Origin of the sequence: Limimaricola hongkongensis DSM 17492, from assembly GCF_000600975.2 — a bacterium.
Lineage (GTDB): Bacteria > Pseudomonadota > Alphaproteobacteria > Rhodobacterales > Rhodobacteraceae > Limimaricola > Limimaricola hongkongensis.
Map to the genome: position 1 here is coordinate 124,560 of NZ_KK088648.1, position 26,346 is coordinate 150,905.

25 protein-coding genes and 1 tRNA gene are annotated in these 26,346 nt (G+C 70.9%); 11 read left to right on the top strand and 15 right to left on the bottom strand.

Annotated features, from left to right (window positions below):
* The first annotated feature begins 25 nt into the window (after window positions 1–25).
* From LOKHON_RS16415 to LOKHON_RS01465, 3 genes are all read left to right on the top strand, one after another.
* A complete protein-coding gene (locus LOKHON_RS16415; protein ID WP_036082243.1) occupies window positions 26–364 on the top strand; it encodes a hypothetical protein in 339 nt (112 codons plus the stop codon).
* 66 nt (window positions 365–430) lie between these two features.
* Window positions 431–507: transfer RNA gene (locus LOKHON_RS01460), tRNA-Pro, on the top strand.
* 59 nt (window positions 508–566) lie between these two features.
* Entirely contained in the window at window positions 567–1,643 is a 1,077-nt protein-coding gene (locus LOKHON_RS01465; RefSeq protein WP_017929408.1) for a 2'-deoxycytidine 5'-triphosphate deaminase, read from the top strand.
* Window positions 1,644–1,700: 57 nt separating this feature from the next.
* Here LOKHON_RS01465 and scpB read toward each other — a convergent pair whose 3' ends face one another.
* The 7 genes from scpB to LOKHON_RS01500 all read right to left on the bottom strand — a co-directional run bounded on the left by scpB (window position 1,701) and on the right by LOKHON_RS01500 (window position 10,367).
* Window positions 1,701–2,327 carry an SMC-Scp complex subunit ScpB gene (scpB, locus tag LOKHON_RS01470; RefSeq protein WP_017929409.1) on the bottom strand — a complete coding sequence of 209 codons (627 nt, stop codon included), beginning with the start codon at window positions 2,325–2,327 and terminating at the stop codon, window positions 1,701–1,703.
* The gene (locus tag LOKHON_RS01475; protein ID WP_017929410.1) at window positions 2,324–3,139 is read right to left on the bottom strand and encodes a segregation and condensation protein A; all 816 of its coding nucleotides are present in this window, start codon (window positions 3,137–3,139) and stop codon (window positions 2,324–2,326) included. The genes scpB and LOKHON_RS01475 overlap by 4 nt, the downstream gene beginning before the upstream one ends.
* Window positions 3,139–4,134 (bottom strand): glycoside hydrolase family 3 N-terminal domain-containing protein, encoded by a 996-nt coding sequence (locus LOKHON_RS01480; RefSeq protein ID WP_017929411.1) that lies wholly within the window; start codon window positions 4,132–4,134, stop codon window positions 3,139–3,141. The genes LOKHON_RS01475 and LOKHON_RS01480 overlap by 1 nt, the downstream gene beginning before the upstream one ends.
* Window positions 4,131–5,069, bottom strand: coding sequence for an SPOR domain-containing protein (locus LOKHON_RS01485; RefSeq protein ID WP_017929412.1), 939 nt, complete (start codon window positions 5,067–5,069; stop codon window positions 4,131–4,133). Before LOKHON_RS01485 ends, LOKHON_RS01480 begins: the two co-directional genes overlap by 4 nt.
* Before the next feature lie 61 nt (window positions 5,070–5,130).
* On the bottom strand, window positions 5,131–6,873 hold the full coding sequence (gene argS, locus LOKHON_RS01490) for an arginine--tRNA ligase (RefSeq protein WP_017929413.1): 1,743 nt from the start codon (window positions 6,871–6,873) through the stop codon (window positions 5,131–5,133).
* Between the two features lie 337 nt (window positions 6,874–7,210).
* Entirely contained in the window at window positions 7,211–9,145 is a 1,935-nt protein-coding gene (locus tag LOKHON_RS01495; RefSeq protein WP_051059666.1) for a cation:proton antiporter, read from the bottom strand.
* 37 nt (window positions 9,146–9,182) lie between these two features.
* The gene (locus LOKHON_RS01500) at window positions 9,183–10,367 is read right to left on the bottom strand and encodes a deoxyguanosinetriphosphate triphosphohydrolase (RefSeq protein ID WP_017929415.1); all 1,185 of its coding nucleotides are present in this window, start codon (window positions 10,365–10,367) and stop codon (window positions 9,183–9,185) included.
* Window positions 10,368–10,494: 127 nt separating this feature from the next.
* Between LOKHON_RS01500 and LOKHON_RS01505 the strand changes: the two genes are divergently transcribed.
* From LOKHON_RS01505 to LOKHON_RS01520, 4 genes are all read left to right on the top strand, one after another.
* Window positions 10,495–10,821 carry a HesB/IscA family protein gene (locus LOKHON_RS01505; protein ID WP_017929416.1) on the top strand — a complete coding sequence of 109 codons (327 nt, stop codon included), beginning with the start codon at window positions 10,495–10,497 and terminating at the stop codon, window positions 10,819–10,821.
* Between the two features lie 74 nt (window positions 10,822–10,895).
* Window positions 10,896–13,346: a PBP1A family penicillin-binding protein gene (locus tag LOKHON_RS01510; protein WP_017929417.1), complete on the top strand. Its 2,451-nt coding sequence runs from the start codon at window positions 10,896–10,898 to the stop codon at window positions 13,344–13,346.
* Window positions 13,347–13,410: 64 nt separating this feature from the next.
* Window positions 13,411–14,193, top strand: coding sequence for an exodeoxyribonuclease III (gene xth / locus LOKHON_RS01515; protein ID WP_017929418.1), 783 nt, complete (start codon window positions 13,411–13,413; stop codon window positions 14,191–14,193).
* A 441-nt stretch (window positions 14,194–14,634) separates the two neighbouring features.
* A complete protein-coding gene (locus LOKHON_RS01520) occupies window positions 14,635–14,967 on the top strand; it encodes a hypothetical protein (protein WP_017929419.1) in 333 nt (110 codons plus the stop codon).
* Window positions 14,968–15,015: 48 nt separating this feature from the next.
* Here the strand turns inward: LOKHON_RS01520 and LOKHON_RS01525 are convergent, their stop codons facing one another.
* Together LOKHON_RS01525 and dksA are read right to left on the bottom strand one after the other, a co-directional pair.
* The gene (locus LOKHON_RS01525; protein ID WP_017929420.1) at window positions 15,016–16,203 is read right to left on the bottom strand and encodes an FAD-dependent oxidoreductase; all 1,188 of its coding nucleotides are present in this window, start codon (window positions 16,201–16,203) and stop codon (window positions 15,016–15,018) included.
* A gap of 4 nt (window positions 16,204–16,207) precedes the next feature.
* Complete coding sequence (gene dksA, locus LOKHON_RS01530) at window positions 16,208–16,630, bottom strand: RNA polymerase-binding protein DksA (RefSeq protein ID WP_017929421.1); 423 nt, start codon at window positions 16,628–16,630, stop codon at window positions 16,208–16,210.
* 353 nt (window positions 16,631–16,983) lie between these two features.
* Between dksA and LOKHON_RS16280 the strand changes: the two genes are divergently transcribed.
* Window positions 16,984–17,154 (top strand): hypothetical protein, encoded by a 171-nt coding sequence (locus LOKHON_RS16280; RefSeq protein WP_017929422.1) that lies wholly within the window; start codon window positions 16,984–16,986, stop codon window positions 17,152–17,154.
* Window positions 17,155–17,175: 21 nt separating this feature from the next.
* Here the strand turns inward: LOKHON_RS16280 and LOKHON_RS16030 are convergent, their stop codons facing one another.
* Complete coding sequence (locus LOKHON_RS16030) at window positions 17,176–17,334, bottom strand: hypothetical protein (RefSeq protein WP_017929423.1); 159 nt, start codon at window positions 17,332–17,334, stop codon at window positions 17,176–17,178.
* A 169-nt stretch (window positions 17,335–17,503) separates the two neighbouring features.
* Between LOKHON_RS16030 and LOKHON_RS01535 the strand changes: the two genes are divergently transcribed.
* Window positions 17,504–18,187, top strand: coding sequence for a M48 family metallopeptidase (locus LOKHON_RS01535; RefSeq protein ID WP_017929424.1), 684 nt, complete (start codon window positions 17,504–17,506; stop codon window positions 18,185–18,187).
* On the opposite strand, the gene LOKHON_RS01540 is transcribed toward LOKHON_RS01535, so the two are convergent.
* Both LOKHON_RS01540 and LOKHON_RS01545 read right to left on the bottom strand, forming a co-directional pair.
* Window positions 18,184–18,735 (bottom strand): RSP_2648 family PIN domain-containing protein, encoded by a 552-nt coding sequence (locus LOKHON_RS01540; RefSeq protein WP_017929425.1) that lies wholly within the window; start codon window positions 18,733–18,735, stop codon window positions 18,184–18,186. The genes LOKHON_RS01535 and LOKHON_RS01540 overlap by 4 nt on opposite strands.
* Window positions 18,732–19,940 (bottom strand): RSP_2647 family RNA methyltransferase, encoded by a 1,209-nt coding sequence (locus LOKHON_RS01545; protein WP_017929426.1) that lies wholly within the window; start codon window positions 19,938–19,940, stop codon window positions 18,732–18,734. Before LOKHON_RS01545 ends, LOKHON_RS01540 begins: the two co-directional genes overlap by 4 nt.
* 179 nt (window positions 19,941–20,119) lie before the next feature.
* Between LOKHON_RS01545 and edd the strand changes: the two genes are divergently transcribed.
* A complete protein-coding gene (gene edd, locus LOKHON_RS01550) occupies window positions 20,120–21,922 on the top strand; it encodes a phosphogluconate dehydratase (RefSeq protein ID WP_017929427.1) in 1,803 nt (600 codons plus the stop codon).
* Here the strand turns inward: edd and LOKHON_RS01555 are convergent, their stop codons facing one another.
* On the bottom strand, window positions 21,923–22,522 hold the full coding sequence (locus tag LOKHON_RS01555; RefSeq protein ID WP_017929428.1) for a hypothetical protein: 600 nt from the start codon (window positions 22,520–22,522) through the stop codon (window positions 21,923–21,925).
* A gap of 104 nt (window positions 22,523–22,626) precedes the next feature.
* Between LOKHON_RS01555 and eda the strand changes: the two genes are divergently transcribed.
* A complete protein-coding gene (gene eda / locus LOKHON_RS01560; protein ID WP_017929429.1) occupies window positions 22,627–23,268 on the top strand; it encodes a bifunctional 4-hydroxy-2-oxoglutarate aldolase/2-dehydro-3-deoxy-phosphogluconate aldolase in 642 nt (213 codons plus the stop codon).
* Window positions 23,269–23,286: 18 nt separating this feature from the next.
* Here the strand turns inward: eda and LOKHON_RS01565 are convergent, their stop codons facing one another.
* A complete protein-coding gene (locus tag LOKHON_RS01565; RefSeq protein ID WP_017929430.1) occupies window positions 23,287–23,553 on the bottom strand; it encodes a hypothetical protein in 267 nt (88 codons plus the stop codon).
* A complete protein-coding gene (locus LOKHON_RS01570; protein WP_017929431.1) occupies window positions 23,550–26,336 on the bottom strand; it encodes a bifunctional [glutamate--ammonia ligase]-adenylyl-L-tyrosine phosphorylase/[glutamate--ammonia-ligase] adenylyltransferase in 2,787 nt (928 codons plus the stop codon). The genes LOKHON_RS01565 and LOKHON_RS01570 overlap by 4 nt, the downstream gene beginning before the upstream one ends.
* Window positions 26,337–26,346 lie beyond the last annotated feature (10 nt).

Below are 26,346 nucleotides of genomic sequence, written 5' to 3' on the forward strand. Positions count from 1 at the left end.
CTCCTGCGCGAAAAGGGCGTACGCCATGTCGCGGGCGAAGGCCGCAACGCCGATACCGCCCCCGGCACCCCCCGCCGCGCCCCGCCCGGCGCCGCGCCCGGCGGTCGAGGATGCGGTGCTCCTGCTCGACCCCGATTCCGATCTCGGGCCGGGCGCCGAAACCGCCTCGCAATCGCGCCCCGCCGCCGCCCCCGCCCCAAGCCCGGCCCCAAGCTTGGCCCCAACCCCGCAGGCCCCGCTGGCGCTTTTGCATGCCGCCGGTTCCGCCTGCCTGAATGCCCGCGCCGCCCGGATCGCGCCGCTGGTCGCCCGGATCGAGCGGCTGCGCGCGCGGATGATCGATGCCCGCGACGGCAAGCGCTGATTTCGCGATTTTTTTACGCAAACCGGCTTGCCCCCACCCGCCACATAAGGCATTAGCAGCCTCAGTCGGGCTATAGCGCAGCCTGGTAGCGCGTCCGTCTGGGGGACGGAAGGTCGCAGGTTCGAGTCCTGCTAGCCCGACCATTTATGACCGCCCGCCGCCTCAAAGCGGCGGGCGTCGTCATGTCAGGAGGAGCCGTCGCGTGACCGGAGTTCTGCCCCGCCAGGGGATCGCCCAGCTGATCGAAAGCGGCGCGATTCGCGCCGACACCCCGATCCGCCCCGAACAGATCCAGCCCGCCAGCCTCGACCTCAGGCTCGGCCGCGTGGCCTACAGGGTGCGCGCCTCCTTCCTTGCGGGCGATGGCCGCCGGGTCGAGGACCGGCTGGCAGAATTCGAGATGCACCGCATCGATCTCGACCAAGGCGCGGTGCTGGAAAAGGGCTGCGTCTACGTCGTGCCGCTTATGGAGCGGCTCGCCCTGCCCGACGGCATCCAGGCCGTGGCCAACGCCAAAAGCTCGACCGGCAGGCTCGACCTGCTGACCCGGCTGATCGCCGATGGCGGCACCGAGTTCGACCGCATCGCGCCGGGCCATGACGGCCCGCTCTATGCCGAGATCTGCCCGCGCAGCTTTTCGGTGCTGGTGCGGCCCGGCATGCGGCTCAACCAGATCCGGTTTCGCGCCGGGCAAGCCGTGCTCGACGATGCCGCGCTGGCCGATCTGCACGCGCGCGAGCCGCTGGTCGACGGCGAGGCGCTGATTTCCGAGGGCCTGGGCTTTTCGGTCGACCTGTCGCCCGCCCTTGCCGCCTGCGCGGGCTTTCGCGCCAAGCCGCATGCCGGGGTGATCGATCTCGACCGGATCGGCCATTACGAGGTGTCCGAATTCTGGGAAGCTGTGCCGAGCCCCAAGGGCCGCGTCATCCTCGATCCCGGCGCCTTCTACATCCTCGTCAGCCGCGAGGCGGTGACCATCCCGCCCGCCTATGCCGCCGAAATGGCGCCCTATCTTGCCATGGCAGGCGAATTCCGGGTGCATTACGCGGGGTTTTTCGACCCCGGCTTCGGCCATGCCTCGGCGCGGGGCAAGGGGTCGCGCGGCGTGCTCGAGGTGCGCTGCCACGAGGCGCCCTTCGTGCTCGAACACGGGCAGGTGGTCGGACGGCTCGTCTATGAAAAGATGGCCGAGATCCCCGACCAGCTCTACGGCGCCGGGATCGCCTCGAATTACCAGGGCCAGGGGCTCAAGCTCTCCAAGCAGTTCCGCGCGCCCTGATGCGCCACCGGGGCGCTGGGGCGGCCCCGTGGGGCCGCGCCTTGCCGCCGATGGGGCTCAGGCCCCGAACAGGCTGTCCTGCGCCTGTGCGTCCTCTTCCTCGCCGCCCTGCCCCGGCGGCGGCCGGTTGTCGAGCAGCCCCGCTGCGCGCAGCTCGCGCAGGCCGGGCAGGTCGCGCGGGCTCGACAGCCCGAAATGGTCGAGAAAGCCTTCGGTGACCACGAAGGTCACGGGCCGCCCCGGCGTCATCTTGCGCCGCCCCAGCCGGACCCAGCCCATGTCGATCAGCTGATCGACCGTGCCGCGGCTGACGGAGACGCCGCGGATCTCCTCGATCTCGGCGCGGGTGACGGGCTGGTGATAGGCGATGATCGCCAGCGTTTCGGTCGCCGCGCGGCTGAGCTTGCGGGTCTCGACCGCGTGGCGCTCCAGAAGGTGGCCCAGATCCGGCGCGGTGCGAAACGCCCAGGAATCGCCGCTGCGGCGCAGCTCCACGCCCCGCCCCTCGTAGCGCGCGCGCAGATCGTCGAGCGCGCGGGCCAGATCCGTTCCCTCGGGCAGGCGCCGCGCCAGCTCGGCGGTGGCGACCGGCTCGGCGCTGGCGAACAAGAGCGCCTCGACCATCCGCTCGGCCTCGGCGCGCGAGGCGGCGTCGAACTGCGCGGTTTCGGGTTGGTCGGTCATGCGGTGTCCTTCCGGCGGATCTCGATCGGGGCGAAGATGTCGCCCTGACGGATCTCGATGCGGCCTTCCTTGGCCAGTTCGAGAGAGGCCGCGAAGGTCGCGGCGGTGGCCGAGCGGCGTCGGCGCGGCGCGGCCTGCCAGTCCTCGGGGAAATAGGCCGAAATGTCGGCCCAGTCGGCGGCCTCGCCCACCATGGCGCGCAGCCGGTCGAGCGCCTGCTCCATGGTCATCAAATCGCGCCGGTCCATGACGAAGGGACGGAATTCGTCGCGCGTCTTGACCCGCGCATAGGCCTGCATGAGATCGAGCAGGCTCGCGTGGTGCACGGTCGAACGATGCACCGTGACCGCCTCCTCGGCGCCGCGCGCGAACACGTCGCGCCCCAGCCGGGGGCGCGCCATCAGCTGTGCCGAGGCCTCGCGCATCGCCTGCAATCGCTCCAGCTGGAACGCCAGATGCGCGGCGAGATCCTCGCCCGAAGGTTCCTCCGTGGCCGGGTCCGGCGGCAGCAGCAGCCGCGATTTCAGGAAGGCCAGCCACGCCGCCATGACGAGATAATCGGCGGCCAGCTCGATCCTGAGCACGCGGGCCTTCTCGACGAAGCCGAGATATTGCTCGGCCAGCGCGAGGATCGAGATCTGCCGCAGATCGACCTTCTGGGTGCGCGACAGCGTCAGCAAGAGATCGAGCGGCCCCTCGAAGCCCTCGACATCGACGATCAGCGCCTCGGCGGCCCGGCGATCCGCGACCGTGGCGTGGCCGGCATTCGGGCCGGTGTCGGCGCCGCGGGCGACATCCTGTCCGCCATCCATCACGCATCCTCCCCGGTAAGCGCGCCAAGCTCGTCGCGCAGCGCCTCGATATCCGCCAGCTCCGGCGCCCGGCGCTGCGCCAGCGCGGCTTCGGCGCGGCGCGTGGCCTCGGCGCCCATCACCCCGCAGGCGGCGATCACATCCGCCATCTCGGCCCGCTCGCCATTGCAGTGCAGCACCACGTCGCAGCCCGCCGCGATGCTGGCGCCCGCGCGTTCGCCGATGCCGCCCGACAGCGCCTCCATCGACAGATCGTCGGTCATGATCAGACCGTCGAACCCGATTTCCTCGCGGATCATCCGCATCGCGGCGGGCGAGGTGGTGGCAGGCCGCTCGGGATCGATCGCCTCGAGCACGATATGCGCGGTCATGCCCATCGCCATGTCCGACAGCGCCGCGAAGGGCGCGAAATCGCGGGCGCGCAGCTCGTCGAGCCCGACCGCCACGCGCGGCAGCGCCTTGTGGCTGTCGACCCGCGCCCGGCCATAGCCGGGAATGTGCTTGAGCACCGGCAGCACGCCCCCCGCCAGGAGCCCCTCGGCGGCGATACGGGCGGCGGCGACCACGCCGTCGACCGTGTCGCCATAAAGCCGGTTGCGCAGGATGTGATGCGTCTGCGGCTCCACCAGATCGGCGAGCGGCGCGCAGTTCACGTCGATGCCGACCTCGTGCAGCTCGGCCGCGATCAGCCGGTGGCGCAGCCATTGCGCGCGCAACGGATCGGAGGCCCGCGCCATCTGGTCGAGCGCGGGCAGATAGGCGCGCCAATGCGGCGGACGCATCCGCTGCACCCGCCCGCCTTCCTGGTCGATCAGGATCGGGGCGTCGCGGCCCAGGGCCGCGCGCAGCTCATGGGTCAGGCGGCGCAGCTGGTCGGGCGTCTCGACATTGCGCGCGAACAGGATGAAGCCCCACGGATCGGCGTCGCGAAAGAACGCCGCCTCGTCGGCGCCAAGGCGCGCCCCTTCGGGCCCGAGGATCGCGGCGGCGGTCATCGCACCACCACCGGGATGCAGGCGGCGTCCTCGGCCACCAGCGCCGAGCAGAAGCGCCGCGCCTCGGCCAGGTCGGCAAAGCCGGTGGCGCGCAGCCGGAAAAAGGTGCGCCCGCCGCTCATCGCCTGCTGCACCAGACGCTCGCGCCCGGCCAGGAGCTCGCCGAAGCGGCCGTTGAGCCGGGCCCATTCGCGCCCGGCCACCTCGGGGCTGTCGAAGGCCCCGAGCTGCACGAGGCTGGTGCCCGGCGCGATCTTGCGGGTGTCGACCCGCACCGGGTCCAGCTCGGGTTCGGGATCGGGCGCGGCGGCGGCGGCCATCGCCGTGGCGGGGCGCAACGCGGTGGGGCGCAGCGCCGGGCGCGCGGGCGGGGCCGGGCCGGCCTGCGCCGCCTGCGGTTCGGCTGCCGCGATGACCGAGGCGTCCGGCCCCGCCACGGTGCCCGGAACGGCCTCGACGGGCAGGCCCGCCTCAGCGGCGATGCGATCGGCGAGATCGGCGATGTCGCTGGCCGACATCGGGCGGTCGGGGTCGAAGACCGGCGCCGCCCCGGCGAGATCCTCATCCGGGCGCAGCTCGCCCGCTTCGGCGGTCGGCTGGACCATCAGGTCCTCCTCTGTGAGACCGGGCGCCTGCGGGGCGAGCACCAGCCGTTCCTCGGGACCGGCGGCCTCGCCCATCGCGGCGATGTCGTTGACGGCGAGCCCCTTGTGCAGCGCGATCTCGCCGCCGGGGTTCTCGGGCGCCTCGCGCATCGGGCCCTGCATGGCGCGCACCACCGGGATGCCGGTCACGTCGCGCACCCACAGCTTGTAGCCCCACACGGCGATGCCCAGCACCAGCGCCAGAGACAGGATGGCCCCCGCATAGCGGAAGACCAGCGCCAGCCCGGCGGCCAGCCGCCCGGGCCCCTGCGGATCGCTCGGTTGTGCCATCTCAGCCTCTCTGCCCCGGGGGGTGCGCGCCCCTCTCTGCCTTGCCCGACCGCCAGCGCGCTCAGCGCATCTCCTCGACCGGGGTGACGCCAAGGATACCAAGCCCCTCCGCGATCACAACGCCGACCGCCCGCGCGAGCGAAATCTTGCTCTGGGTCGTGGCGGCATCGCCCTCCTGCACGAAGCGCAGGCCCGGCTCGTCATTGCCGCGGTTCCACAGCGCGTGGAAGGCCGAGGCGAGGTCGTACAGATAGAACGCGACCCGGTGCGGCTCGTGGCCCTTGGCGGCGATCTCCACGAGGCGCGGCCATTCGGCAAGGCTGCGCATCAGCGCCAGCTCCGCCTCGTGGTCGAGCGCCGCGAGATCCGCCCCCGCCAGCGTCGCGTCATCGACCGCGATGCCCATCGCTTCGGCCTTGCGCAGCACCGAGCTGATGCGCGCATTGGCGTATTGCACGTAGAAGACCGGATTCTCGCGGCTCTGCTCCAGCACCTTGTCGAAATCGAAATCGAGCGGCGCGTCGTTCTTGCGGGTCAGCATGTGGAACCGCGCCGCGTCCGGGCCGACCTGGTCGACGAGATCGCGCAGCGTGATGAAATTGCCCGCGCGCTTGGACATCTTGAACGGCTCGCCGTTCTTCCACAGCTTCACCAGCTGGATCAGCTTGACGTCGAGCGGCACCTTTCCCTCGGACAGCGCCGAGACGGCGGCCTTCATCCGCTTGACGTAACCGCCGTGATCGGCGCCGAACACGTCGATCAGCTGGGTGAAGCCACGGTCGATCTTGTCGTAGTGATAGGCGATGTCGGGCGCGAAATAGGTCCATGCGCCGTCCGATTTCATGATCGGCCGGTCGACATCGTCGCCATGCGCGGTGGAGCGGAACAGCGTCTGCTCGCGCGGCTCCCAATCCTCGGGGGTCTTGCCCTTGGGCGGCTCCAGCGTGCCGCGATAGATCAGCTCGCGCGCGCGCAGCTCCTCGATCGCCGCCTCGATCCGGCCGGTGCCGTAAAGCGCCTTTTCCGAAAAGAACACGTCCATGGTGACGCCCAGCGCGGCGAGATCGTCGCGGATCATCTCCATCATCGCCTCGGTCGCGATCTCGCGCGCCTCGTCGAGCCAGTCGCTTTCGGGCGCGTTCAGCATCCGCTCGCCCCAGCGCTCTTTCAGCATCTCGCCCACCGGCACGAGGTAATCGCCCGGATAGAGCCCCTCGCCGATCTCGGGCGTCATGCCGCAGGCCTCGCGGTAGCGTTCGAAGGAGGACCGCGCCAGAACGTCGACCTGCGCGCCGCCGTCATTGACGTAGTATTCCTTGGTCACGTCATGGCCCGCGTAATCCAGCAGCCGCGCCAGCGCGTCGCCGAACACCGCGCCGCGGGCGTGGCCGACATGCATCGGCCCCGTGGGGTTGGCCGAGACGTATTCGACATTGACCTTTTCGCCCTGCCCCATGGTCGAGCGTCCGAAACCGGTCTCGGTCAGCGCGGCGCGCACGATGCCCTGCCACAGCGCGGGCGCGAGCCGCAGGTTGATGAAGCCGGGCCCGGCCACCTCGGCATGAGCGATGCGGTCGTCGGCGGCCAGCCGCGCGGCCAGATCCTCGGCGATGTCGCGCGGCTTTTTCCCGGCGGGCTTGGCCAGCACCATCGCGGCGTTGGTCGCCATGTCGCCATGCGCCGGATCGCGCGGCGGCTCCACCGTCACGGCGCCGGTCTGCAGCGCCTCGGGGATCGCCCCGTCGCGCGCCATGGCATCAAGCGTGTCGAGCACAAGCGCCCGGATGTCGGTGAAGAGGTTCATGCGCAGTCCTTTCGGCCTAGTCGTGCCGCGAGATCGGCCCGCGACCCTTTACCATGGCGGTGCCGCGCGTCAACGCGCGCTGCGTTGCCCGTCGCCCGGAACGGGCGCTCACGGCGATGCCCGGAACGGGCGCGTTTGCTCGGACCGGAACGGGCGCGCTTATCCAGACCGGAACGGGCGCTCGGGCGCAATGCCCGGAACGGGCGCTTGGGGAAATGCCAAGCACCGCGGCCTGCGGCAAAGCGCGAACCGGACGCATCTGTCGAAACCCGGCGCCTGCGTCTGGATCGAAACCCGAACCGGGCACCGGGATCGGCTCCCGGCGCCCGGACCCGGATCAGGCGGCGCGGGGCCGCTTGCCGCGCGGCTTGCGGCGGCCCGCGATCGACCATGCCGCACCGGGTCCGGCCTTGGGGCCGGTCTTCGGCCCGCCGCCGGGCTTGGTCGGCTTGTTCTTGGCGGCCTGCCTGGCGATCTCGTGGCCCGCCTCGGGGTCGGTGCCCTTCTCCTCGCCCGGCGGCAGCATCGAGATGATCCGCACGTCGGGCGCGGGGCGGATTTCCTCGTCCTCGCGGATGAACTCGGTGGTGCCCTGCGGCCCGACCCGCGCCACGACCTTGGCGTGCGGCCGCTTGGCGCGCCACTCCTCCAGCCCGTATTCCTCGGTCAGCCGGGTGACGCGGAAGCTCCAGCCATCGCGCATCAGCTGCTCCAGCCCGTTATAGCCCTCCTCGGGGCCGAAGGCGCGCCCGGTCAGGCTCGAGGACAGCGCGTGGCGCGCGCTCTCGTTCTTCTGCCGGGTGATCTGGTAGACGTTGTCGCGGCCGAATTCCGGGCCAAGATCGGTGGCGACCAGCGTGTTGTAGGCGTCGTTCTCGGTCGCCGCGACCACCACGTCATAGCTCACCAGCTCGAGGAAATGTTCGGCCGATTCCGACAGGATGTCGCCCGAATAGGTCGTGATGCCCTCCGAACGGGCGGCACGCAGGTTGTTGTGGTTGGGATCGGCCATCAGCACCGGCACCTCGACCTTGCGCAGCGCCTCGGCCAGCCCGCGGGTAAAGCGCGACCCGCCGATCAAGAGCACGCCCGGCACCACCCCGCCCGACAGGCCCAGCGCGCGGGCAAAGGGCACGAGGGTGAAGCCGTGCACCACCACCGTGAAGGCCACCAGCACGAAGGCCAGCGGCGCCACGACATGGCCGTCGGGCACGCCCAGATCGGCCAGCCGCTCGCCGAACAGGCCCGCCACCGCGACCAGCACCACGCCGCGCGGCCCGGTCAGCGCCACTAGAAGCTGCTCGCGCCACGGCACGCCCGCGCCCAGGAGCGACAGGTAGACGGTGAGCGGGCGCACCACCAGCACCACCGCCAGCACGAAGACCACCGCGCGCCAGTCGAGCGCGGCCAGCGTCTCGAATTCGACCGCCGCGGCCAGAAGGATGAACACCCCCGACACCAGAAGGATCGTCGCGTGCTCCTTGAAACGGCGCAGCTCGGTGTAGGAGGGCAGATCGGCATTGGCGATGCCGATGCCCATCACCGTCACCGCCAAGAGCCCGCTTTCATGCAGCACCGTGTCGGAGACCGCGAAGACCGCCAGCAGAAGCGAGAACAGCACCGGCACCTTCATGTATTCCGGCACCCGCCCCTTGCGAAAGCCCCAGGCGACGATCCCCGCCCCGGCCGCGCCCAGCGCCAGCGCCACGCCGATGCCCAGCGCCAGCTCCCACACCGCGCTGCCGACGGTGACGGCGGTGCGCAGCACCAGCACCACCTCGAAGGCCAGCACGGCGGCGAGCGCGCCGATCGGGTCGTTGACGATCGCCTCCCATTGCAAAAGCGAGGCCGGGCGCCGCGACAGCCGCGCGGTGCGCAACAGCGGCGCGATCACGGTCGGGCCGGTGACGATCATGATGCCGCCGAACACGGTCGCGCTTTCCCAGCTCAGCCCCGCGCCGTAGCGCAGCGCCAGCGCCGAGAACAGCCAGCCCAGCGGCGCGCCGATGAAGACCAGGCGGCTCACCCCCTTGGCCTCGTCGCGCAAGGAACGGAAATTGAGCGTCAGCCCGCCTTCGAACAGGATGATCGCCACCGCGATCGAGATCATCGGCCGGACCAGATCGCCGATGTCGCGCGCCGGCACGAACCAGCCAAGGCCCGGACCGATGGCAAGGCCCGCCGCCAGCATCAGCACGATGGCCGGCAGCCGCAGCCGCCATGCCAGCCATTGCGACCCGACGCCGATCGCGCCGACCAGCGCGAAGGCCATGATCGGGCTCAGCGCCGCCGCGCTGTCCGTCGCTGTTTCAATCGCCACTCCAGGCCCCCGCAACATTGGTCTTTTCCAGAATGTCCGAGCCGGTCAGCCGCGCATGTTCCTGAAGCGCGAAACGGTCGGTCATCCCGGCGATGTAGTCCGCCACGATCCGCGCCAAGGCGATTTCGCCCTGCGCCTCGGCCACGTCCTTGCGCCATTGCTTGGGCAGATGCTCGGGATGGGCCATGAACAGCGGGAACAGGTCGTGGATCACCCCCGTGACCCGTTCGCGCATCACCACCACCTCGGGGGCGCGGTACATGCGATGGAACAGGAACTCGCGCAGCACCTTGAGATCAGCCCAGAGGCCGGGGGTGAAGCGCACCATCATCCGCCCCGCCGCGCGCACCTCGCGCGCCGATTTCGGGTCGGCCTCGGCGAGATTGGCGCGCGCCACGCCGATCACGTCCTCGACCAGCACGCCGAAGAAGCGGCGCAGCGCCTCGTGCCGGCGGCGATAGTAGTTGAGACCGGGATAGAGCCGGTCGACCTCGGCGAAGCAGCCATCGAGGATCGGCAGCTCGGCCAGCTCGTCGGTCGAGAACAGCTCGGCCCGAAGCCCGTCATGCAGGTCGTGATGGCTGTAGGCGATGTCGTCGGCCAGCGCCGCCACCTGCGCCTCTGCGCTGGCATGGGTGTGCAGCTCCAGATCGTGACGGGCGACGTAATCCGCGAGCGCGTAGGGGATCTCGCCGGTCACCGGACCGTTATGCTTGGCGATGCCCTCCAGCGTCTCCCATGTCAGGTTCAGCCCGTCGAAATCGGCATAGTGCCGCTCCAGCGAGGTGACGATGCGGATCGCCTGCGCGTTGTGATCGAACCCGCCATAAGGTGCCATCAGCGCGTCGAGCGCGTCCTCGCCGGTATGGCCGAAGGGCGGATGGCCGAGATCATGCGCCAGCGCCACCGCCTCGGTCAGCTCGGTGTTGAGCCCGAGCACGCCCGAGATCGTCCGCGCCACCTGCGCCACCTCGATCGAATGGGTGAGCCGGGTGCGGAAATAATCGCCCTCATGCTCGATGAAGACCTGCGTCTTGTGCTTGAGGCGGCGAAACGCGCTCGCATGGATGATGCGGTCTCGGTCGCGTTGAAAGGGGGAGCGGAAGGCGCTTTCCTCCTCGGGGTGGAGCCTGCCGCGCGTCGCGCGCGGGTCGGAGGCGTAGGGAGCCATCATGTCGTCCGCCAGCTTGTCGTCACTTGTTCCCTTACCTATATGGGGCAAAAGGCCGCCCGGACAGGGAATTCGCTTGGATTTCCCGGCCCGGCGACCGTCAATGACCCGGCCCGAGATAGGTTCCACCATGCTGACGCTGCCCCCCAAGGTCACCCCCCGCGCCTGGGAGCGCCTGTCCGAAATCGGCGCGCAGGCGCAGGGCAAGGCGCTGCGCATCGCCGTCGAGGGCGGCGGCTGCTCCGGCTTTCAATACGAGATCGCGCTCGACGACCCCAAGGAGGATGATCTCGTGCTCGAAGGGTCGGGCGAGAAGGTCGTGGTCGACAGCGTTTCGCTGCCCTTTCTCGCCGACGCGGTGATCGATTTCGCCGACGAGCTGATCGGCGCGCGCTTCGTGATCGAAAACCCGAACGCCACCTCCTCCTGCGGCTGCGGCACCAGCTTTTCGATCTGACCGGCTGCGACCGCTTGACGCGGTCGGGCCCGCGCCTACCCTCCGGGTGCTGACAGCACCGGAACCCGATATCCATGACCGACGACAAGACGCCCGACCGCCCTGATCACGCCACTGACGGGGCCGGGGCGGAGCCTCTTGCCGCGCCGCGCGGCGACACTGCCCCCGCGCCGCAGGATGCCGACCTGTCGCAGGCGGCGCGGGCCTTTTGGGCGGCGCTGATGCGGGCGCTGGGCCGGGGTGGCCGGGGCCTTGGCCGCGCCGCGTCGACCGGCATCGGCCAGGGCGGCGCGGCGCTGCGCGGCCTGTCCTCCCGCGCGGCCCGAACCGGCACCGCCGCCGTCGACAAGCTGCGCGCCCAACGCGAAACGGCCCGGTCGTCGGGCGGCGATGCCGGGCCCGAGACCCAAGGCGGATCGCAGGACACGGCCCAATCCGCCGCCCCGCGCCTCTCTCTCGGCGCGCGCGCCGTGCAAGGCTGGCGCAACGCCACCGCCCGCCGTCGCGCCCGGCTCGACCAGCGCAAGCTGCGCCCCGCCGCCACGGTGCGGGCGACGCGCTGGGTCTGGCGCACGGTGTTCGGGCTGGCCTTCCTCTTGCTTCTGGGCATCGTGCTTGCGGGTGGCGTGCTGGTCTGGGCGGTGCGCGACCTGCCGCTCGCCGACATGCTGCCCCCGCTCGAAGAGCCGACGCTCACCGTCGAGGATGAGGCGGGCGACACGCTGTTCACCCGCGGCGCCTACCGCGCGGGCTACGTGCCGCTCGACGAGATGCCCGGCCACCTGCCGCAGGCGGTCTCGGCGATCGAGGATCGGCGCTTCCGGGAGCATCCCGGCGTCGACATCGAGGGCATCGGCCGCGCCATGTGGCGCAACATCTCGTCGGGCGGCGTGGTCGAGGGCGGCTCGACCATCACCCAGCAGCTGGTGAAGGTGCTCTATCTCGACCCCGAGCGCACCTACAAACGCAAGCTGCAGGAAATGGTCCTCGCGCTGGGGCTGGAGCGCCAGCTCGGCAAGGACCGGATCATGGAGCTGTATCTCAACTCCACCTATCTCGGCGCGGGGGCCTGGGGCATGCCCGCCGCCGCCCAGCTTTATTTCGACAAGCCGGTGCAGGAGCTGAGCCTCGCGCAGTCGGCGATCCTCGCCGCGACGATCCGCGCGCCATCGGCCATCAACCCCGAGTCCGATCTCGACCGCGCCCGCGAACGCGCAGAGGTGGTGCTGTCGGTGATGCGCGACCTGGAATGGATCGACGCCGCCGCATTCGAGAGCGCCAGCGCCGAGCTGGCGACATTGGAGCCCACGCCGCCCCCGGCCCGCGCGGGCAGCTATTTCGCCGACTGGGTGCTCGACGAGGCGCAGGAGCTGTCGGGCGCCGTCGACGGCCCTCTCAACGTCACCGCCACGCTCGACATGGAGCTTCAGGCCAAGGCCGAGAAGATCCTGCGCGACGCCATCGCCGGCCGCGGCGCCGAAGCCGGGGCCAGCCAGGGCGCGATCGTCGCCATGACCCCGGACGGGCGGGTGCGCGCCATGGTCGGCGGCGTCGATTACGAGACCAGCCAGTTCAACCGCGCCACCGACGCGATGCGCCAGCCCGGATCGACCTTCAAGCTGCCGGTCTATCTCGCCGCGCTGGTCATGGGCGCCGATCCCGACACCCGCCTGCCCGACGAGCCGATCGACATCGACGGCTATGCGCCCGAGAACTTCAACGGCCGATACGCCGGCATGGTCACGCTGCGCGAGGCCTTCACCCGATCGCTCAACGCGGCGACGGTGCGGCTGGCGCAAGAGGTCGGCATCGAGCAGGTGATCGAGGTGTCGCGCCAGCTCGGCATCGAAAGCGATCTCACGCCGACGCCGAGCCTCGCGCTGGGCTCGTCGGAGGTGTCGCTGCTCGACATGACCGAAGCCTATGCCGCGATCCTCGCGGGCCGCGCCCCGATCGCCGCCACCGGCATCGCCAGCCTCAAGCTCGGCGATACCGGGGTCGCGCTGTCGGTGTCGGGCTCGGACCCGAACGCGGTCAAGCTCAACCGCACCCGCAAGCCGATGCTGTCGATGCTGCGCGACGTGGTGCAGAACGGCACCGGCAAACGCGCCGCGATCGACGGCTTTGCCGCCGGAAAGACCGGCACCAGCCAGAACAGCCGCGACGCGTGGTTCATCGGCTTCACCGACCGGCTCGTGGTCGGCGTCTGGGTCGGCAATGACGACAATTCGCCGATGAACGACGTCACCGGCGGCGGTCTTCCGACCGAGATCTGGCGCGAGGTGGTGCTCGCCGCGGGCGGCGCAGGCGCGGCGCGCGCGCCCTCGGCCGAAAGCCAGACGCCGGTGCGGGTGCGCCGCGGCACCGATGTCACATCGACCAATGCCGACCGGCTGCGCCGCACCGCCGCGCAGGAGCAGCCCAATTGCAACGTGCGCGCCTGTTCGCGCGCCTACCGGTCGTTCCGCGCCTCCGACTGCAGCTTCCAGCCCTATTCGGGCCCGCGCAAGCTGTGCACCCGCTAGGCGGCTTGCCCGCCGGGGTTCGCCTGTTACAAACCCGGACGCAAGGTTGCCCAAGGATGCGCGCATGAAACTCGCCACGTTCAACATCAACGGCGTCAAGGCGCGGATCGGCGCGCTGTCGGACTGGCTCGGGGACAAGCGCCCCGACGTGGCGCTGCTGCAGGAGATCAAGTCGGTCGACGAGGCCTTCCCGCGCCAGCATTTCGAGGACATGGGATATACCGTCGAAACCCACGGGCAAAAGGGCTTCAACGGCGTCGCGATCCTGTCGCGCCTGCCGCTCGAGGACATCACCCGCGGCCTGCCCGGCGACGACACGGACGAACAGGCCCGCTACATCGAGGCGACCGTGATGGGCGAAACCCGCGCCGTGCGCGTGGGCTGCCTCTACCTGCCCAACGGCAACCCGGCGCCGGGGCCGAAATACGACTACAAGCTCGGCTGGATGGCGCGGCTGCACGACCGGGCGCGCGCGCTTCTGGCGCAGGAGGAGCCCGCCCTGCTCGCGGGCGACTGGAACGTGATCCCGCAGCCCGAGGACGCCGCCCGCCCCGCGGCCTGGGTCGAGGACGCGCTGTTTCGCCCCGAGACCCGCGCCGCGTTCCGCCGGATCGAGCATCTCGGCTTCACCGACGCGTTCCGCGCGCGGGTGCGCGGGCCGGGGCATTATTCCTTCTGGGACTACCAGGCCAATTCGTGGGAGCGCGACAACGGCATCCGCATCGACCACCTGATGCTGGCCCCGCAGGCCGCCGATCTGCTGCGCGATGCGTGGATCGACCGCGAGGTGCGGGGCCGCGACAAGCCCTCGGACCACGTTCCGGTCTGGATCGAGCTCGACGCCTGACCGATCACACTCTCGCGAGCACGGCATGAGGGGCGCGCGGCGAAATCCGCGCGCCCCTTGTTTGCAAGGACCGGGACGACCCCGAAAATATCGAGGCGAAACAAGGCTGCCCACGCGCACAGACAGGGCCGCGCCGGTGCACACACTGAACTGTTCAGTTCAACGATCATCACCCCTATCTCCCGGTCATCGCAACGAGACACGGCCCGGAGGCCACCATGCACCACGCAACGACACTTCATCTCGACGGCCTGCCCGGCCTTGCCGGGACGATGTTGTCGCAACGTGTCGCAGGGCTCCGTGCTGCGACGACCGGCGACACACCCGCCATGGCCGCACGCCGCGACGGGCCGTAACTCTCTTGCAAGGCGCGCCTGCATGGCCGCCGCGATGACACTTCGCCCCACCCTCCCCGGGGCACCACACCAAAGGAAAAGACCCATGAAAAACCTCATCCTCGCCGCTTTCGTCACCGCCACCGCCGCCCCGGCCCTCGCCGCCACCGACGGCTTCAGCAACCAGCGCAGCGTCGAGAGCGCCGGCTTCGTCGAGCTGGACCTCGTGCGCACCGAGACCGGCGGCCGCGTCGAGATCCTCGACGGCACCAGCCTGACCAACGCCCTGCCGCTGGGCAGCGAAGAGGTCCGCGCCGGTCTCGAAAGCGATGTCCGCGTGAAGCTCGACCACGCGCCGCACCGCAGCAACGTGCTCGCCGTGCTCTACGATGCCGATGGCGAAGTCACCGCGACCCGTCAGCTGCGCGTCCGCGACTGACCCCGGTCTGTTGATGCGGGTTCCCGATCCGGGAGCCCGCCACCTCCCTCAGGAGGTCGGCCCGTCGTCCCCCGTGGCGGCGGGCCTTTCGCGTGTCACGTCATGCGCGTGCAGCCATGCCATGCGCGCCGTGAACCGCGCCGGGGCGATCCGCCCGATCGCGCCGAGCCCGGCATGCGCCACAACCCGCGCCGGGCCCGAAAGGTGATAATTGCGGGCATTGGCCTGCGCCGCCGCGATCGCGCGACGCACGCGCGGCGCCCGCGCCTGCCCGTAACGCTCCAGCGCCGCGTCGAGCCCACCGGGCGCGTCGAGCATCCGCGCCAGAACCCAGCCATCCTCGATCGCGAGATTGGCCCCCTGCGCCAGAAACGGCAGCGTTGGATGCGCCGCATCCCCCAAAAGCGCCAGCCGCCCCGCATGCCAGCGCGCCGGCACCGGGTGACGAAACAGCCCCCAGAGCCGCACCTGTTCGATGCGTCCCAGGATGTCACGCAGATCGGGCGCGGCATCGCCGAACACCGCGCGCAGCCGCGCCGGATCGTCGGCATGGTCCCAGCCCTCGGGCGCCCAGTCCGCCTGTTCGCGCACCGCCACGAGATTGAGCCGCCCCCCCGGTAGCGGATAGGTCACGACATGCCGCCCCGGCAGCATCCAGATCCGCGCCTCGGGCGGGGCCTGGAAATCGTCGATCACGGCGCGCCACGCAACCTGCCCGGTAAACGCCGGCGCGCCCGGCGCGATCAGCGGGCGCAGGACCGAGCGCAGCCCGTCGGCGGCGACGATCAGCTCCGCCTCGACCGGCGGCCCGGCATCGACATCGAGCCGCCCCCGCGCGGGGTCCGCCCCGGTCACGCGGCACCCGGTGACGATCCGCGCGCCCGCCGCCTGCGCGGCCTCGGCCAGCAAATCGACCAGGGCGGCGCGATGCATGAAACGATAGGGATAGGATCCGCCATCCAGCGCGAAACGCGCGATGGCCCGGCCCGAACGCCCGTCGGTGGGGCACACCGCATGGGCGCGGATCGCCGCAGCATCGAGCGCCGGGCCAAGCCCCATGCGTTCGAGCACCGCGGCGCCGTTCGGCGTGATCTGGAGCCCCGCGCCGATCTCGCGCAGCGCGGGCGCCCGTTCGTAAATGGTGACGTCGTGCCCGGCCCGCGCGAGACAGAGCGCCGCGGTCAGGCCGCCGATCCCGGCGCCCGCAACCGCGATCCGCCGGGGCAGGCCGGTCACGGGGTCAATCGTCGCGGTGAACGCGTTCGCGGCGCTCGTGGCGCTCCTGCGCCTCGAGGCTCATCGTGGCGATCGGCCGGGCGTCGAGACGGCGCAGCGAGATCGGCTCCCCGGTGATCTCGCAATAGCCGTATTCGCCCTCTTCGATCCGCCGCAGCGCGGAATCGATCTTGGACACCAGCTTGCGCTGCCGGTCGCGGGTGCGCAGCTCGAGCGCGCGATCGGTTTCCTCGCTGGCGCGGTCCGCGATGTCGGGAATGTTGCGCGTCGCGTCTTTCATTCCCTCGATCGTGTCGCGGCTGTCCGACAGAAGCTCGGCCTTCCAGGCCAGAAGCTTGCGGCGGAAATATTCGAGCTGACGCTCGTTCATGAACGGCTCGTCTTCGGCGGGCCGGTACGTGTCTGAAAGGAAGGACTCGGCTTTCATGTGTGCTCCCGTTGAAGGGCCAGCGCCGGGTCCCCAATCCACCCCGCTACCGGCGTACCCTCTTATGCCGCTCTCCTACCCCTTGCGTCTTCTCCTGTCACCCCTGTTTCTGATGCGTCGTGTCGCGGCGGCAACGCGCACGTCCGCTTTAAAAACAGGGTTTTCGAGAATTCGGGCGCACGCGCCGGAATTGTCGGCACATTAACACGTCTCGCGCTCAGGATGAAGAGCGCGCGACCGCCGCATCGCCGCGACGCCGCGCCGCGGCGGCGGGCGCTGGACAGCCGCCGCGGGCGCGCGCTACTGCGGCCCCTGCGGCCAGCCCCGGCCGCGGCTCATGCGGAGACGTTGCAATGATCCTTCCCCTGACCGGCCTCGTGATCGGCGCCATCCTGGGCGCGTGGCGCGCGCGCCGTCATGGCGGCGGCGCCGCCGACATGGCCCAATGGGGGGCGGCGCATGGCGTGGCGCTCGGAGTGGTGGGGCTGTTCGTGCTGCTGCTGCTGAGCCGGCTTGCCGGCTGATCCGGTACGGGCGGGCCGGTTTCAGCCCGCCCGCTCCTCTGACGACCGCTCGGCCGGCTTGGCCGGCCCGCTCAGCTGTTCGAGCAGTTGGCGCAGACGATCCGGTGTGGCCTGTTCGACCGGAAACGCCCGTTGCATCGCGGCATCCCGGACCTGCTTGTCGAATTGCTCGTAGTTCATGGTTGCCTCGTTTTGTTGGACAACCCCCCTGACACCGGAACAAGATATTTCACCGGGTTTTTGTTCCCGCCCGAACCGTCACGATTGACGCAACCTGTGGCGTTCGAGCCGCAGCCGACCCCCAGCGACGGTGCTTGCCGCGCCCCGCGCGCGTCACCATATTGCGGTCATGCTGAAGTTCTCACCGATCCTTCTGGCGCTGCTTTACGGCTTTGCCGTCTACCAGGTCTCGGCCTGGCGCACGCGCCGCGCGCTCGACACGCAATCGACCGAGCTGGCCGAGCCGCGGCTGCGCAAGGTCTGCGACGCGCTGGCCCGCGCGCTCGACCTGCCGCGGATCAAGGTGCATGTCTATGAAATCGCGCCGGTCAACGGCCTCGCCGCGCCGGATGGGCGGATCTTCCTGACCCGCGGCTTCGTGCAGCGCTTTGCCTCCGGCGAGGTCACGGCCGAGGAGATCGCCAGCGTCGTGGCGCATGAGCTGGGCCACGTGGCGCTCGGGCATTCGCGTCGGCGGATGGTCGATTTCTCGGCCCAGAACGCGCTGCGCACGGCGCTCGCGGCGGTGCTGTCGCGGATCATTCCGGGTGTCGGCGGGCTGATCGCGGGCGGCTTGGCGCGGCTGGTGGCCGCGCGGATCAGCCGGGTCGACGAATACGAGGCCGACGCCTACGCCTCGGCGCTGATGATCAAGGCGGGCTTCGGCACCGGGCCGCAGAAATCGCTGCTCTCCAAGCTCGACACGCTGGCGGGCGTCGGCGGCGCCACCCCCGCATGGCTGATGAGCCACCCCAAGACCGAGGCGCGGCTCAAGGCGATCGAGGCGAACGAGGCGAAGTGGCTCGGCACCTAGCCCGCCGCCGCCTCCACCGCCTTGCCGAACCGGTTCAGCCGCGCCTTCTTGAACAGCTTGCGCGGCGCCCAGGCCTCGCCCGACAGCCGCGTGGCCTCGGCCACCACGGAGGCCGCCACCTCGCCCACCGGGCCGGGGCTGGCCTCGAACAGCCCGAGCAGGAAATTGTCCGGGTCGGCCCGGCTCAGCCCCTCTTCGGCCAGAACATCGCGCGGGAAATCCTTGGCGTTCATGGTGACGATCACGTCGCAATGCCCGGCCACCGCGCTCGCCAGCACGTGGATGTCGCCCGCATCGGGCAGCCAGAGTCGCCGCTCCAGATCCGGGCTGGCCGCCACCTCGGCGCGCGGAAAGGCCGAGCCGAGCATCGCGATCTCGCCCCGCGCGATCGCCTCGCTCTCCGGCCCCAGCCGTGCCGCCGCCCGCGCCCATTCCTCCGAGATCCGCGCGCTCCAGCGCGGCTCGTAGAGCCCCTTGGCGGCGCAGCCCAGAAGCAGCTCGCGCATCACCGTCGGATAAAGGACGCAGGCGTCGAGCAGGCCCCTCACAGCCGGAACACGAGCGCCTTGAGATAGCCGCCCTCGGCCAGCTGCGGCAGCACCGGGTGATCGGCGCCCGCGAAACCGGTGTAGCAGATCGCCCCCTTGCGGCCCGCCTTGCCGATGCCGCGCGCCGAAGCGGCGCGGAATTTCGCAAGATCCGCGGCGTGGCTGCACGAGCACAGCACGAGGTAGCCGCCCTCTTCGACCAGCGGCGCGGCCAGCCGCGCGATCCGCTCATAGGCCCGAAGCCCCGCCTCCAGCGTCGGCTTGGACGGCGCGAAGGCGGGCGGATCGCAGATCACCAGCTCGAAGCGGCGCCCCTCGCGGTCGAGCGCGGCCAGCGTGTCGAAGGCATCGCCCTGCCGCGTCTCGAACCGCTCCGCCAGCCCGGACGCCTCGGCGCCCTTCTGCGCCAGATCGAGCGCGGGCGCCGAGCCGTCGACCGCCAGCGCCGAAGCCGCGCCGTTCGCCAAGGCGGCGAGACCGAAGCCGCCGACATGGGAGAACACGTCGAGCACCCGCGCGTCACGCGCCAGCCCGGCGGCAAAGGCGTGGTTCGGGCGCTGGTCGTAGAACAGCCCGGTCTTCTGCCCGCCCATCAGGTCAGCCATGTAGGTGGCCCCATTCATCGGCACCTCGACCGGCCCTTCGGGCGCGTCGCCGCGCAGCATCCGCATCTCTTCGCCAAGCCCTTCGAGCCCGCGCGCGCGCCCCGAGCCGTTCAGCACGACCCGGCGGATGCCGGTCGCCGCCAAGAGCGCGTCGGCGATGGTCTCGGCCCCGGCATCGGCCCATGCGGCGTTGGGCTGCAGCACCGCGATATCGCCGAAGCGGTCGATCACCACGCCCGGCAGCCCATCGGCCTCGGCATGCACCAGCCGGTAGAAGGGCGCATCGTAAAGCGCCTCGCGGTGACGCAGCGCGCGGGCGAGCTTTTCGGCGATCCAGTCGCCGTCGATCACCGCTTCGGGGTCGCGATCGAGCACCCGCGCCGCGATCTTGGAGCCGGGGTTCATCGTGACCACCGCCATCGGGCGGCGCTCGGCGTCCTCGAGCACCGCCAGAGATCCGGGCGCGAGCGCCTTGGTGCGGCGGTCGAGAACCATCTCGTTGGCAAAGGCCCAAGGAAAGCCGTGGCGGATCGCGCGGGCATCGGCCTTGGGGGTGAGCCGGACGGTGGGATAGGGCGGGAGGTGCGGAAACGGTGTCATGCGCCCTCCTACCCCGCCCCGCGCGCCACGAAAAGCCACCACGCGCGAAACCATGCGCCGCCCGGCCCCGTTTGGACGCAAGGGCATTCCCGCGCCCGGCCCGCCCGCCAGAAAGGTTGTTAGCGCTAACGAACCATGCTAACGCCGGGCCGACACCGATTTTCGACAGGAGCTGCCAGATGGCCCTCAACCGCACGCTCGAAGCCGTGACCGACCGGATCCGCGCCCGCAGCGAAGGCCCGCGCCGGACCTATCTCGACACCATGGCCGCCGCCGCCGCCGAAGGGCCGCGCCGCGCGCACCTGACCTGCGGCAACCAGGCCCATGCCTATGCCGCGACCGGAGAGGACAAGGACGCGCTGGCCACGGGCCGGGCCCCGAATATCGGCATCATCACCGCCTATAACGACATGCTCTCGGCGCATCAGCCGTTCGAGACCTATCCCGCGCAGATCCGCGAGGCCGCGCGCAAGGCGGGCGCGACCGCGCAGGTCGCGGGCGGGGTGCCCGCGATGTGCGACGGCGTCACCCAGGGCCAGACCGGGATGGAGCTGTCGCTGTTCTCGCGCGACGTGATCGCCATGGCCGCCGCCGTCGGCCTGTCGCACAACGTGTTCGACAGCTCGGTCTACTTGGGCGTCTGCGACAAGATCGTGCCCGGCCTCGTCATGGCCGCCGCGACCTTCGGCTACATCCCGGCGGTGTTCCTGCCCGCCGGTCCGATGACCTCCGGCCTGCCCAACGACGAAAAGGCCCGCGTGCGCCAGCAATTCGCCGCAGGCGAGGTGGGCCGCGACGCGCTGATGGCCGCCGAGATGGCGTCCTATCACGGGCCGGGCACCTGCACCTTCTACGGCACCGCCAACTCCAACCAGATGCTGATGGAGTTCATGGGGCTGCACCTGCCGGGCGCGAGCTTCGTCAATCCGGGCACGCCGCTGCGCGACGCGCTCACCGTCGCGGGCACCGAGCGGGCGGCGCAGATCACCGCTCTGGGCAATGAATTCACCCCCGTTTCGGACGTGCTCGACGAACGCGCCTTCGTCAACGGCATCGTCGGGCTGATGGCCACGGGCGGCTCGACCAACCTCGTGCTGCACCTGCCCGCCATGGCCAAGGCGGCGGGCGTGATCCTCGATCTGGAGGATTTCGCCGAGCTGTCGACCATCACCCCGATGATGGCCAAGGTCTATCCCAACGGGCTCGCCGACGTGAACCATTTCCACGCCGCCGGTGGCCTTGGCTACATGATCGGCGAGCTTCTGAACGCGGGCCTTCTGCACCCCGACACCCGCACCGTCGCGGGCGAGGGGCTCGAGCTTTACACGCAGGAACCCAAGCTGTCCGAGGGCCGCGTCACCTATGCCAAGGGCTCGGGCGAGACGCTCAACGACAAGATCCTGCGCCCGGTCTCCGACCCGTTCCAGAAGACCGGCGGGCTGCGCCAGCTGTCGGGCAATATCGGCCGCGCCGTCATCAAGACCTCGGCGGTGGCGCCCGAGCGCCACGTGATCGAGGCCAAGGCCCGCGTCTTCCACGATCAGGAAGCGGTCAAGACCGCCTTCCGCAACGACGAGTTCAAGGAAGACACCATCGTCGTCGTCCGCTACCAGGGTCCGAAATCCAACGGCATGCCGGAGCTGCACAACCTGACGCCGACGCTCGCCGTGCTTCAGGACCGGGGCCTGAAGGTGGCGCTTGTCACCGATGGCCGGATGTCGGGCGCGTCGGGCAAGGTTCCGGCGGCGATCCACGTGACGCCCGAGGCCGCCGATGGCGGCGCCATCGCGCTGATCCGCGACGGCGACATGGTCCGGCTCGACGCGCCCGCGGGCACGCTCGAAGTGCTCGAAAACCTCGATGGCCGCGACCCCGCCCCGGCGGATCTCGCGGGCAATGGCAACGGCGTGGGCCGCGAGCTGTTCGAAACCTTCCGCCGGACTGTCGGCGGCGCGGCCTACGGCGCGGCGGTGGTCGTCTGATCAATCGGTGGTCGCGTGAAACCGTCCCGTCAGGACATGCGGCTGATCGGTGAAGGGCGCGGTGAGGATCGTGCCCGACACCGGCCCGGCCATCGCGCGCCCGCCCGGCCCGCGCAGCGCGGTTTCGATGCCGATGTCGAGACGGCGGTTTTCCCCCGCCAGCGGCAGCTCGGCGCCGAACCCCGCCTCGATCCGGCCCCGCCGCTGCGCGCCGTCGCGGGTCAGCACCAGACGCCCCTGCCCGGGCAGCAGCGGCAGATCGTCGATCCGTACCGGCGCGCCGAGAAATTCGCCCTCGATGTCGTGCAGGCGCCCTTCGATCGGCAAGGTCGCATTGCGATCGGCGAAATCGAGATCGAGCGTCACGCCCCCCGCGATCCGGCCGCTCGGCGTCACATCCGCCTGCCGGATATCGGCGACGAAGCCCCCATCATAGCGGGCGCTGCCGCCCCGTGGCAGGTCGGTGGCCGCGTGGCGCGCGGACAGCCTGTCGAACATCGCCCAGTCGAAGACGGGCGGCGGGTCCGCATCCGTTCCGCCGCCGCCGCATCCGGCCAGAACGATCGCGCCCGCGAGAACCACAGTGCCGCCACGCGCCATTGCCTTCCTCCTCCAGCCATCACAGCGTGGCGCGGAAGGGTTAATCGCACGTTAATGGCGATCAATTCCCAAAAAATTCACCTCAAAGAAGACAGGATCCCGAGATGACACCCGAACATGCCTCCGAACTCACCGCCAAGGTCTGCGCGCTCGCCCCGGTCGTCCCGGTGCTGGTGGTCGAGGACGCGGCCCATGCCGCCGATCTCGCCCGCGCGCTGGTCAAGGGCGGGCTGCCCGCGCTCGAGGTGACGCTGCGCACGCCCTCCGCGCTCGACGTGATCCGGGAAATGGCCACGGTGGATGGCGGCGTCGTCGGCGCGGGCACGCTGCTGTCGGCCAGGGATGTCGAGGCCGCCAAGGAGGCCGGCGCCACCTTCGGCGTCTGCCCCGGCGCGACCGACCGCATTCTCGACGCCTGCGAGGCCAACGACCTGCCGCTGCTGCCCGCCGCCGCCACCGCGTCGGAGGTGCTGCGCCTGCTCGATCGCGGCTACACGGTGCAGAAATTCTTCCCCGCCGAGGTCAATGGCGGCGTGCCCGCGCTCAAGGCGATCGGCGCGCCGATCCCGCAGGTGAAGTTCTGCCCGACCGGCGGCGTCAGCCTCAGGAACGCGCCCGATTACCTCGCGCTGTCGAACACGCTGTGCGTCGGCGGCAGCTGGGTCGCGCCCAAGGAAATGGTGGCCTCCGGCAACTGGGACGGGATCACCAGCCTTGCCGCCGAAGCCGCGGCGCTGCCGCGCTGACCCGCTGCGCGCGGCGGCCTAGCCCGCCGCGCGACCGGCCCGCCCGCCGCGCCGGCGCGGCGGCTGCGCGACATCGAGCCCCTCGACCAGCACGGCGGTCATCGGATGGCCTTCGGGCGCGGTGGCGTGGCGCTCCAGAAGCCGCCGGATCGCCATGCCGCTCTCGGCCCCCTCGGGCAGCGACAGCGCCCAGTCGAGAAAGATCGACCGGCATTCGCCGATCGTGATGCCCTCGATCCTGTAGGCTTCGCGCACCAGCCCCTTGGGGTCGATTTCGTCCGTCATCGCGTCTCTCCCGCCTCTGCGCCCCGCAGGGCCTGTGCGATCACCCCCTCTGCCCGCGCGCTCGCCGCGTCAAGAGCGCGGCGCAGGTCGTCGAGCGTGTCGCAGCCGCTTTCGCGCAGCAACAGCCGCGCGCCGCCCTCGGCCGGGGTCTCGGGCAACGGCCCGCCCCCGGTGAGCAGCCGCGCCACGCATTGCACCCGGCGCAACAGGTCCCCCGTCTCGGTCAGCACCGCGGCACCCTCCTCGTCGATCAGCCCGGCCCCGTGCCCGGCCGCGATCTGCGCGGGCACCTCGCGCGCCGCCGACCCGGCGCGCAGCGCGAGGCTCTGGGCGAACAGCTCCACGTCCTGAAGCCGCCCCGGCCCGTCGCGCAGGTTCCACCCCTCGCCGCCGGGCCGCGCCTCGGCCAGCCGCGCCCGCATCGCCGCGAGATCGGCGGCCACCGTGTCGCCGCCCGCCTTCTGCGCGATCAATTCGCGCCGGAACGTCTCGATCTCCGCGCCAAGCCCCGGCTCGCCCGCCACCGCCCTAGCGCGGGTGAGCGCGAGATGCTCCCAGGTCCAGGCCTCGTCCTGCTGATAGGCGCGAAACGCCGGCAGCGCGGTCGCCACCGGCCCCTGCCGCCCCGAGGGGCGCAGCCGCATGTCGACCTCGTAGAGACGGCCATCGGGCATCGGCGCGGTCAGCGCGGTGATCAGCCCTTGGGTGAACCGCGCATACCATGTCCGCGCCGCCAGCGGGCGCGGGCCTTCCGACGCTTCGACCCCGCCCGCGTCATAGATCACGATCAGGTCGAGATCCGAGGACGAGCCCAGCCGCCCCGCCCCGAGCGATCCCATCGCCAGCACCGACAACCCGCGGCCCGGCGGCGGGCCGTGGCGGCGCGCGATCTCGTCGATCACCACCGGCACCAGCGCCGAGACGACCGCCTCGGCCAGCTCGGCATATTCGCGCCCCGCCGTGGCGGCATCGATCAGCCCGCGCAAATGGTGCACGCCGATGCGGAAATGGATCTCCTTGGCCCAGACCCGCGCCGCGCCAAGCCGCGCCTCGTGGTCGGGCTGGCGCGCCAGCCGGTCGGCCAGGTCCGAGCGCAGCGCCGCGACGCCGGGCCAGTCGGCGAAGAACCCGCCGCCGATCACCGCGTCGAGCACGCCCGAATTGCGCGACAGGTACTGCGCCAGCCCCGGCGCGGTGGCGCAGATATCGACCAGAAGCCGCGTCAGCTGCGGGTTGGCCTCGAACAATGAAAACAGCTGCACCCCCGCCGGAAGCCCGGCGAGAAACGCGTCGAACTGCGCCAGCGCCTCGTCGGGGCGCGCCGCCTCGCCCAGCGTCTTGAGGATCTCGGGCCGCAGCCGGTCGAAGATCTCGACCGCGCGGTCGGATCGAAGCGCCGGGTAGCCGGGCCAGCGCGCCGTCACCTCGCGCCCGAAATCGGGCACGGTGCTCTCGGTATGGCCGGGCGCGAAGAAATCCTCGGTCAGCGCGTGCACCTGCTCGAACCGCTCGGTCAGCTCGGATTTCAGATCCGCCTCGTCGCGATCCATGAAGGCCGCGAGCCGCGCGAAGCCCTCCTCCGAGCTGGGCAGCTTGTGGGTCTGCTGGTCGCCGACCATCTGCACCCGGTGTTCGACCTCGCGATGCGCGCGGTAATGCCGGCTCAGCGCCTCTGCGGTCCCGGTCTCGATCCAGCCCGCCTGCGCCAGCCGGTCGAGCCCCTCGATGGTGCCGCGCAGCCGCAGGCTCGCATCGCGCCCGCCCGAGATGAGCTGCCGGGTCTGGGTGAAGAACTCGATCTCGCGGATGCCGCCCCGGCCCAGCTTCACGTCGTGGCCCGGCAATTGCAGCGCCCCGCCGAGCCCCTTGTGATCGCGGATCTTGAGCCGCATGTCATGCGCGTCGCGGATCGCGTGGAAATCGAGATGGCGGCGCCAGACGAAGGGGCGCAGCGTGTCGACGAAGCGCGCCCCCGCCGACAGGTCGCCCGCGCAGGGCCGCGCCTTGATCCAGGCGGCACGCTCCCATGTGCGGCCGACGCTTTCGTAATACTGCTCGGCGGCGGCCATCGACAGGCAGACCGGCGTGACGGCGGCGTCGGGGCGCAGCCGCAGATCGGTGCGAAAGACATAGCCTTCATCGGTGATGTCGCCGATCAGCCCCGCCAGCTTGCGCGTCACCCGCACCAGCACGGCGCGCGCCTCGTGCTGGTCGGCGCCTTCGTAGCGGGTTTCGTCATAAAGACAGATCAGGTCGATATCCGAGGAGTAATTCAGCTCGAACGCGCCCATCTTGCCCATCGCGAAGATCGCCATGCCCGCGCCCGTGGCGATGTCGTCCTCGCCCATGCCCGGCAGCTTGCCGCGCGCGATCTCGGGCGCGATCAACGCCTCGAGCCCGGCCTGAAGCGCCGCATCGGCCAGCCGCGTCAGGCTGCCGGTCACCTGTTCGAGCGGCCAGGCCCCGCCCAGATCCGCCAGCGCCGCGATCAGCGCCACGCGCCGCTTGGCCCGGCGCAGCCGCGGGCCCAGCGCCTTGGCGTCGAGACCGGCAAAACCGGCAAGCTCGGCCTCGACCATGCTTTCGGGATCGGCGCAGGCCGCCTCCAGCCAGCCGCTTTCATGCGACATCAGGTTGGCCAGATAGGGGCTGCACCCGGCGGTGCCGCCGATCAGCTCGGCGGTGGCCGGGTCGGCCCAGCCGCACAGGGCGCGGGCCTCGGCGGCCTTGTCGGGATCGAAGGGGCGCGGGGCGCGGCGCAGGCGCGAGGCGAGATCGGTCATGACCGGACCG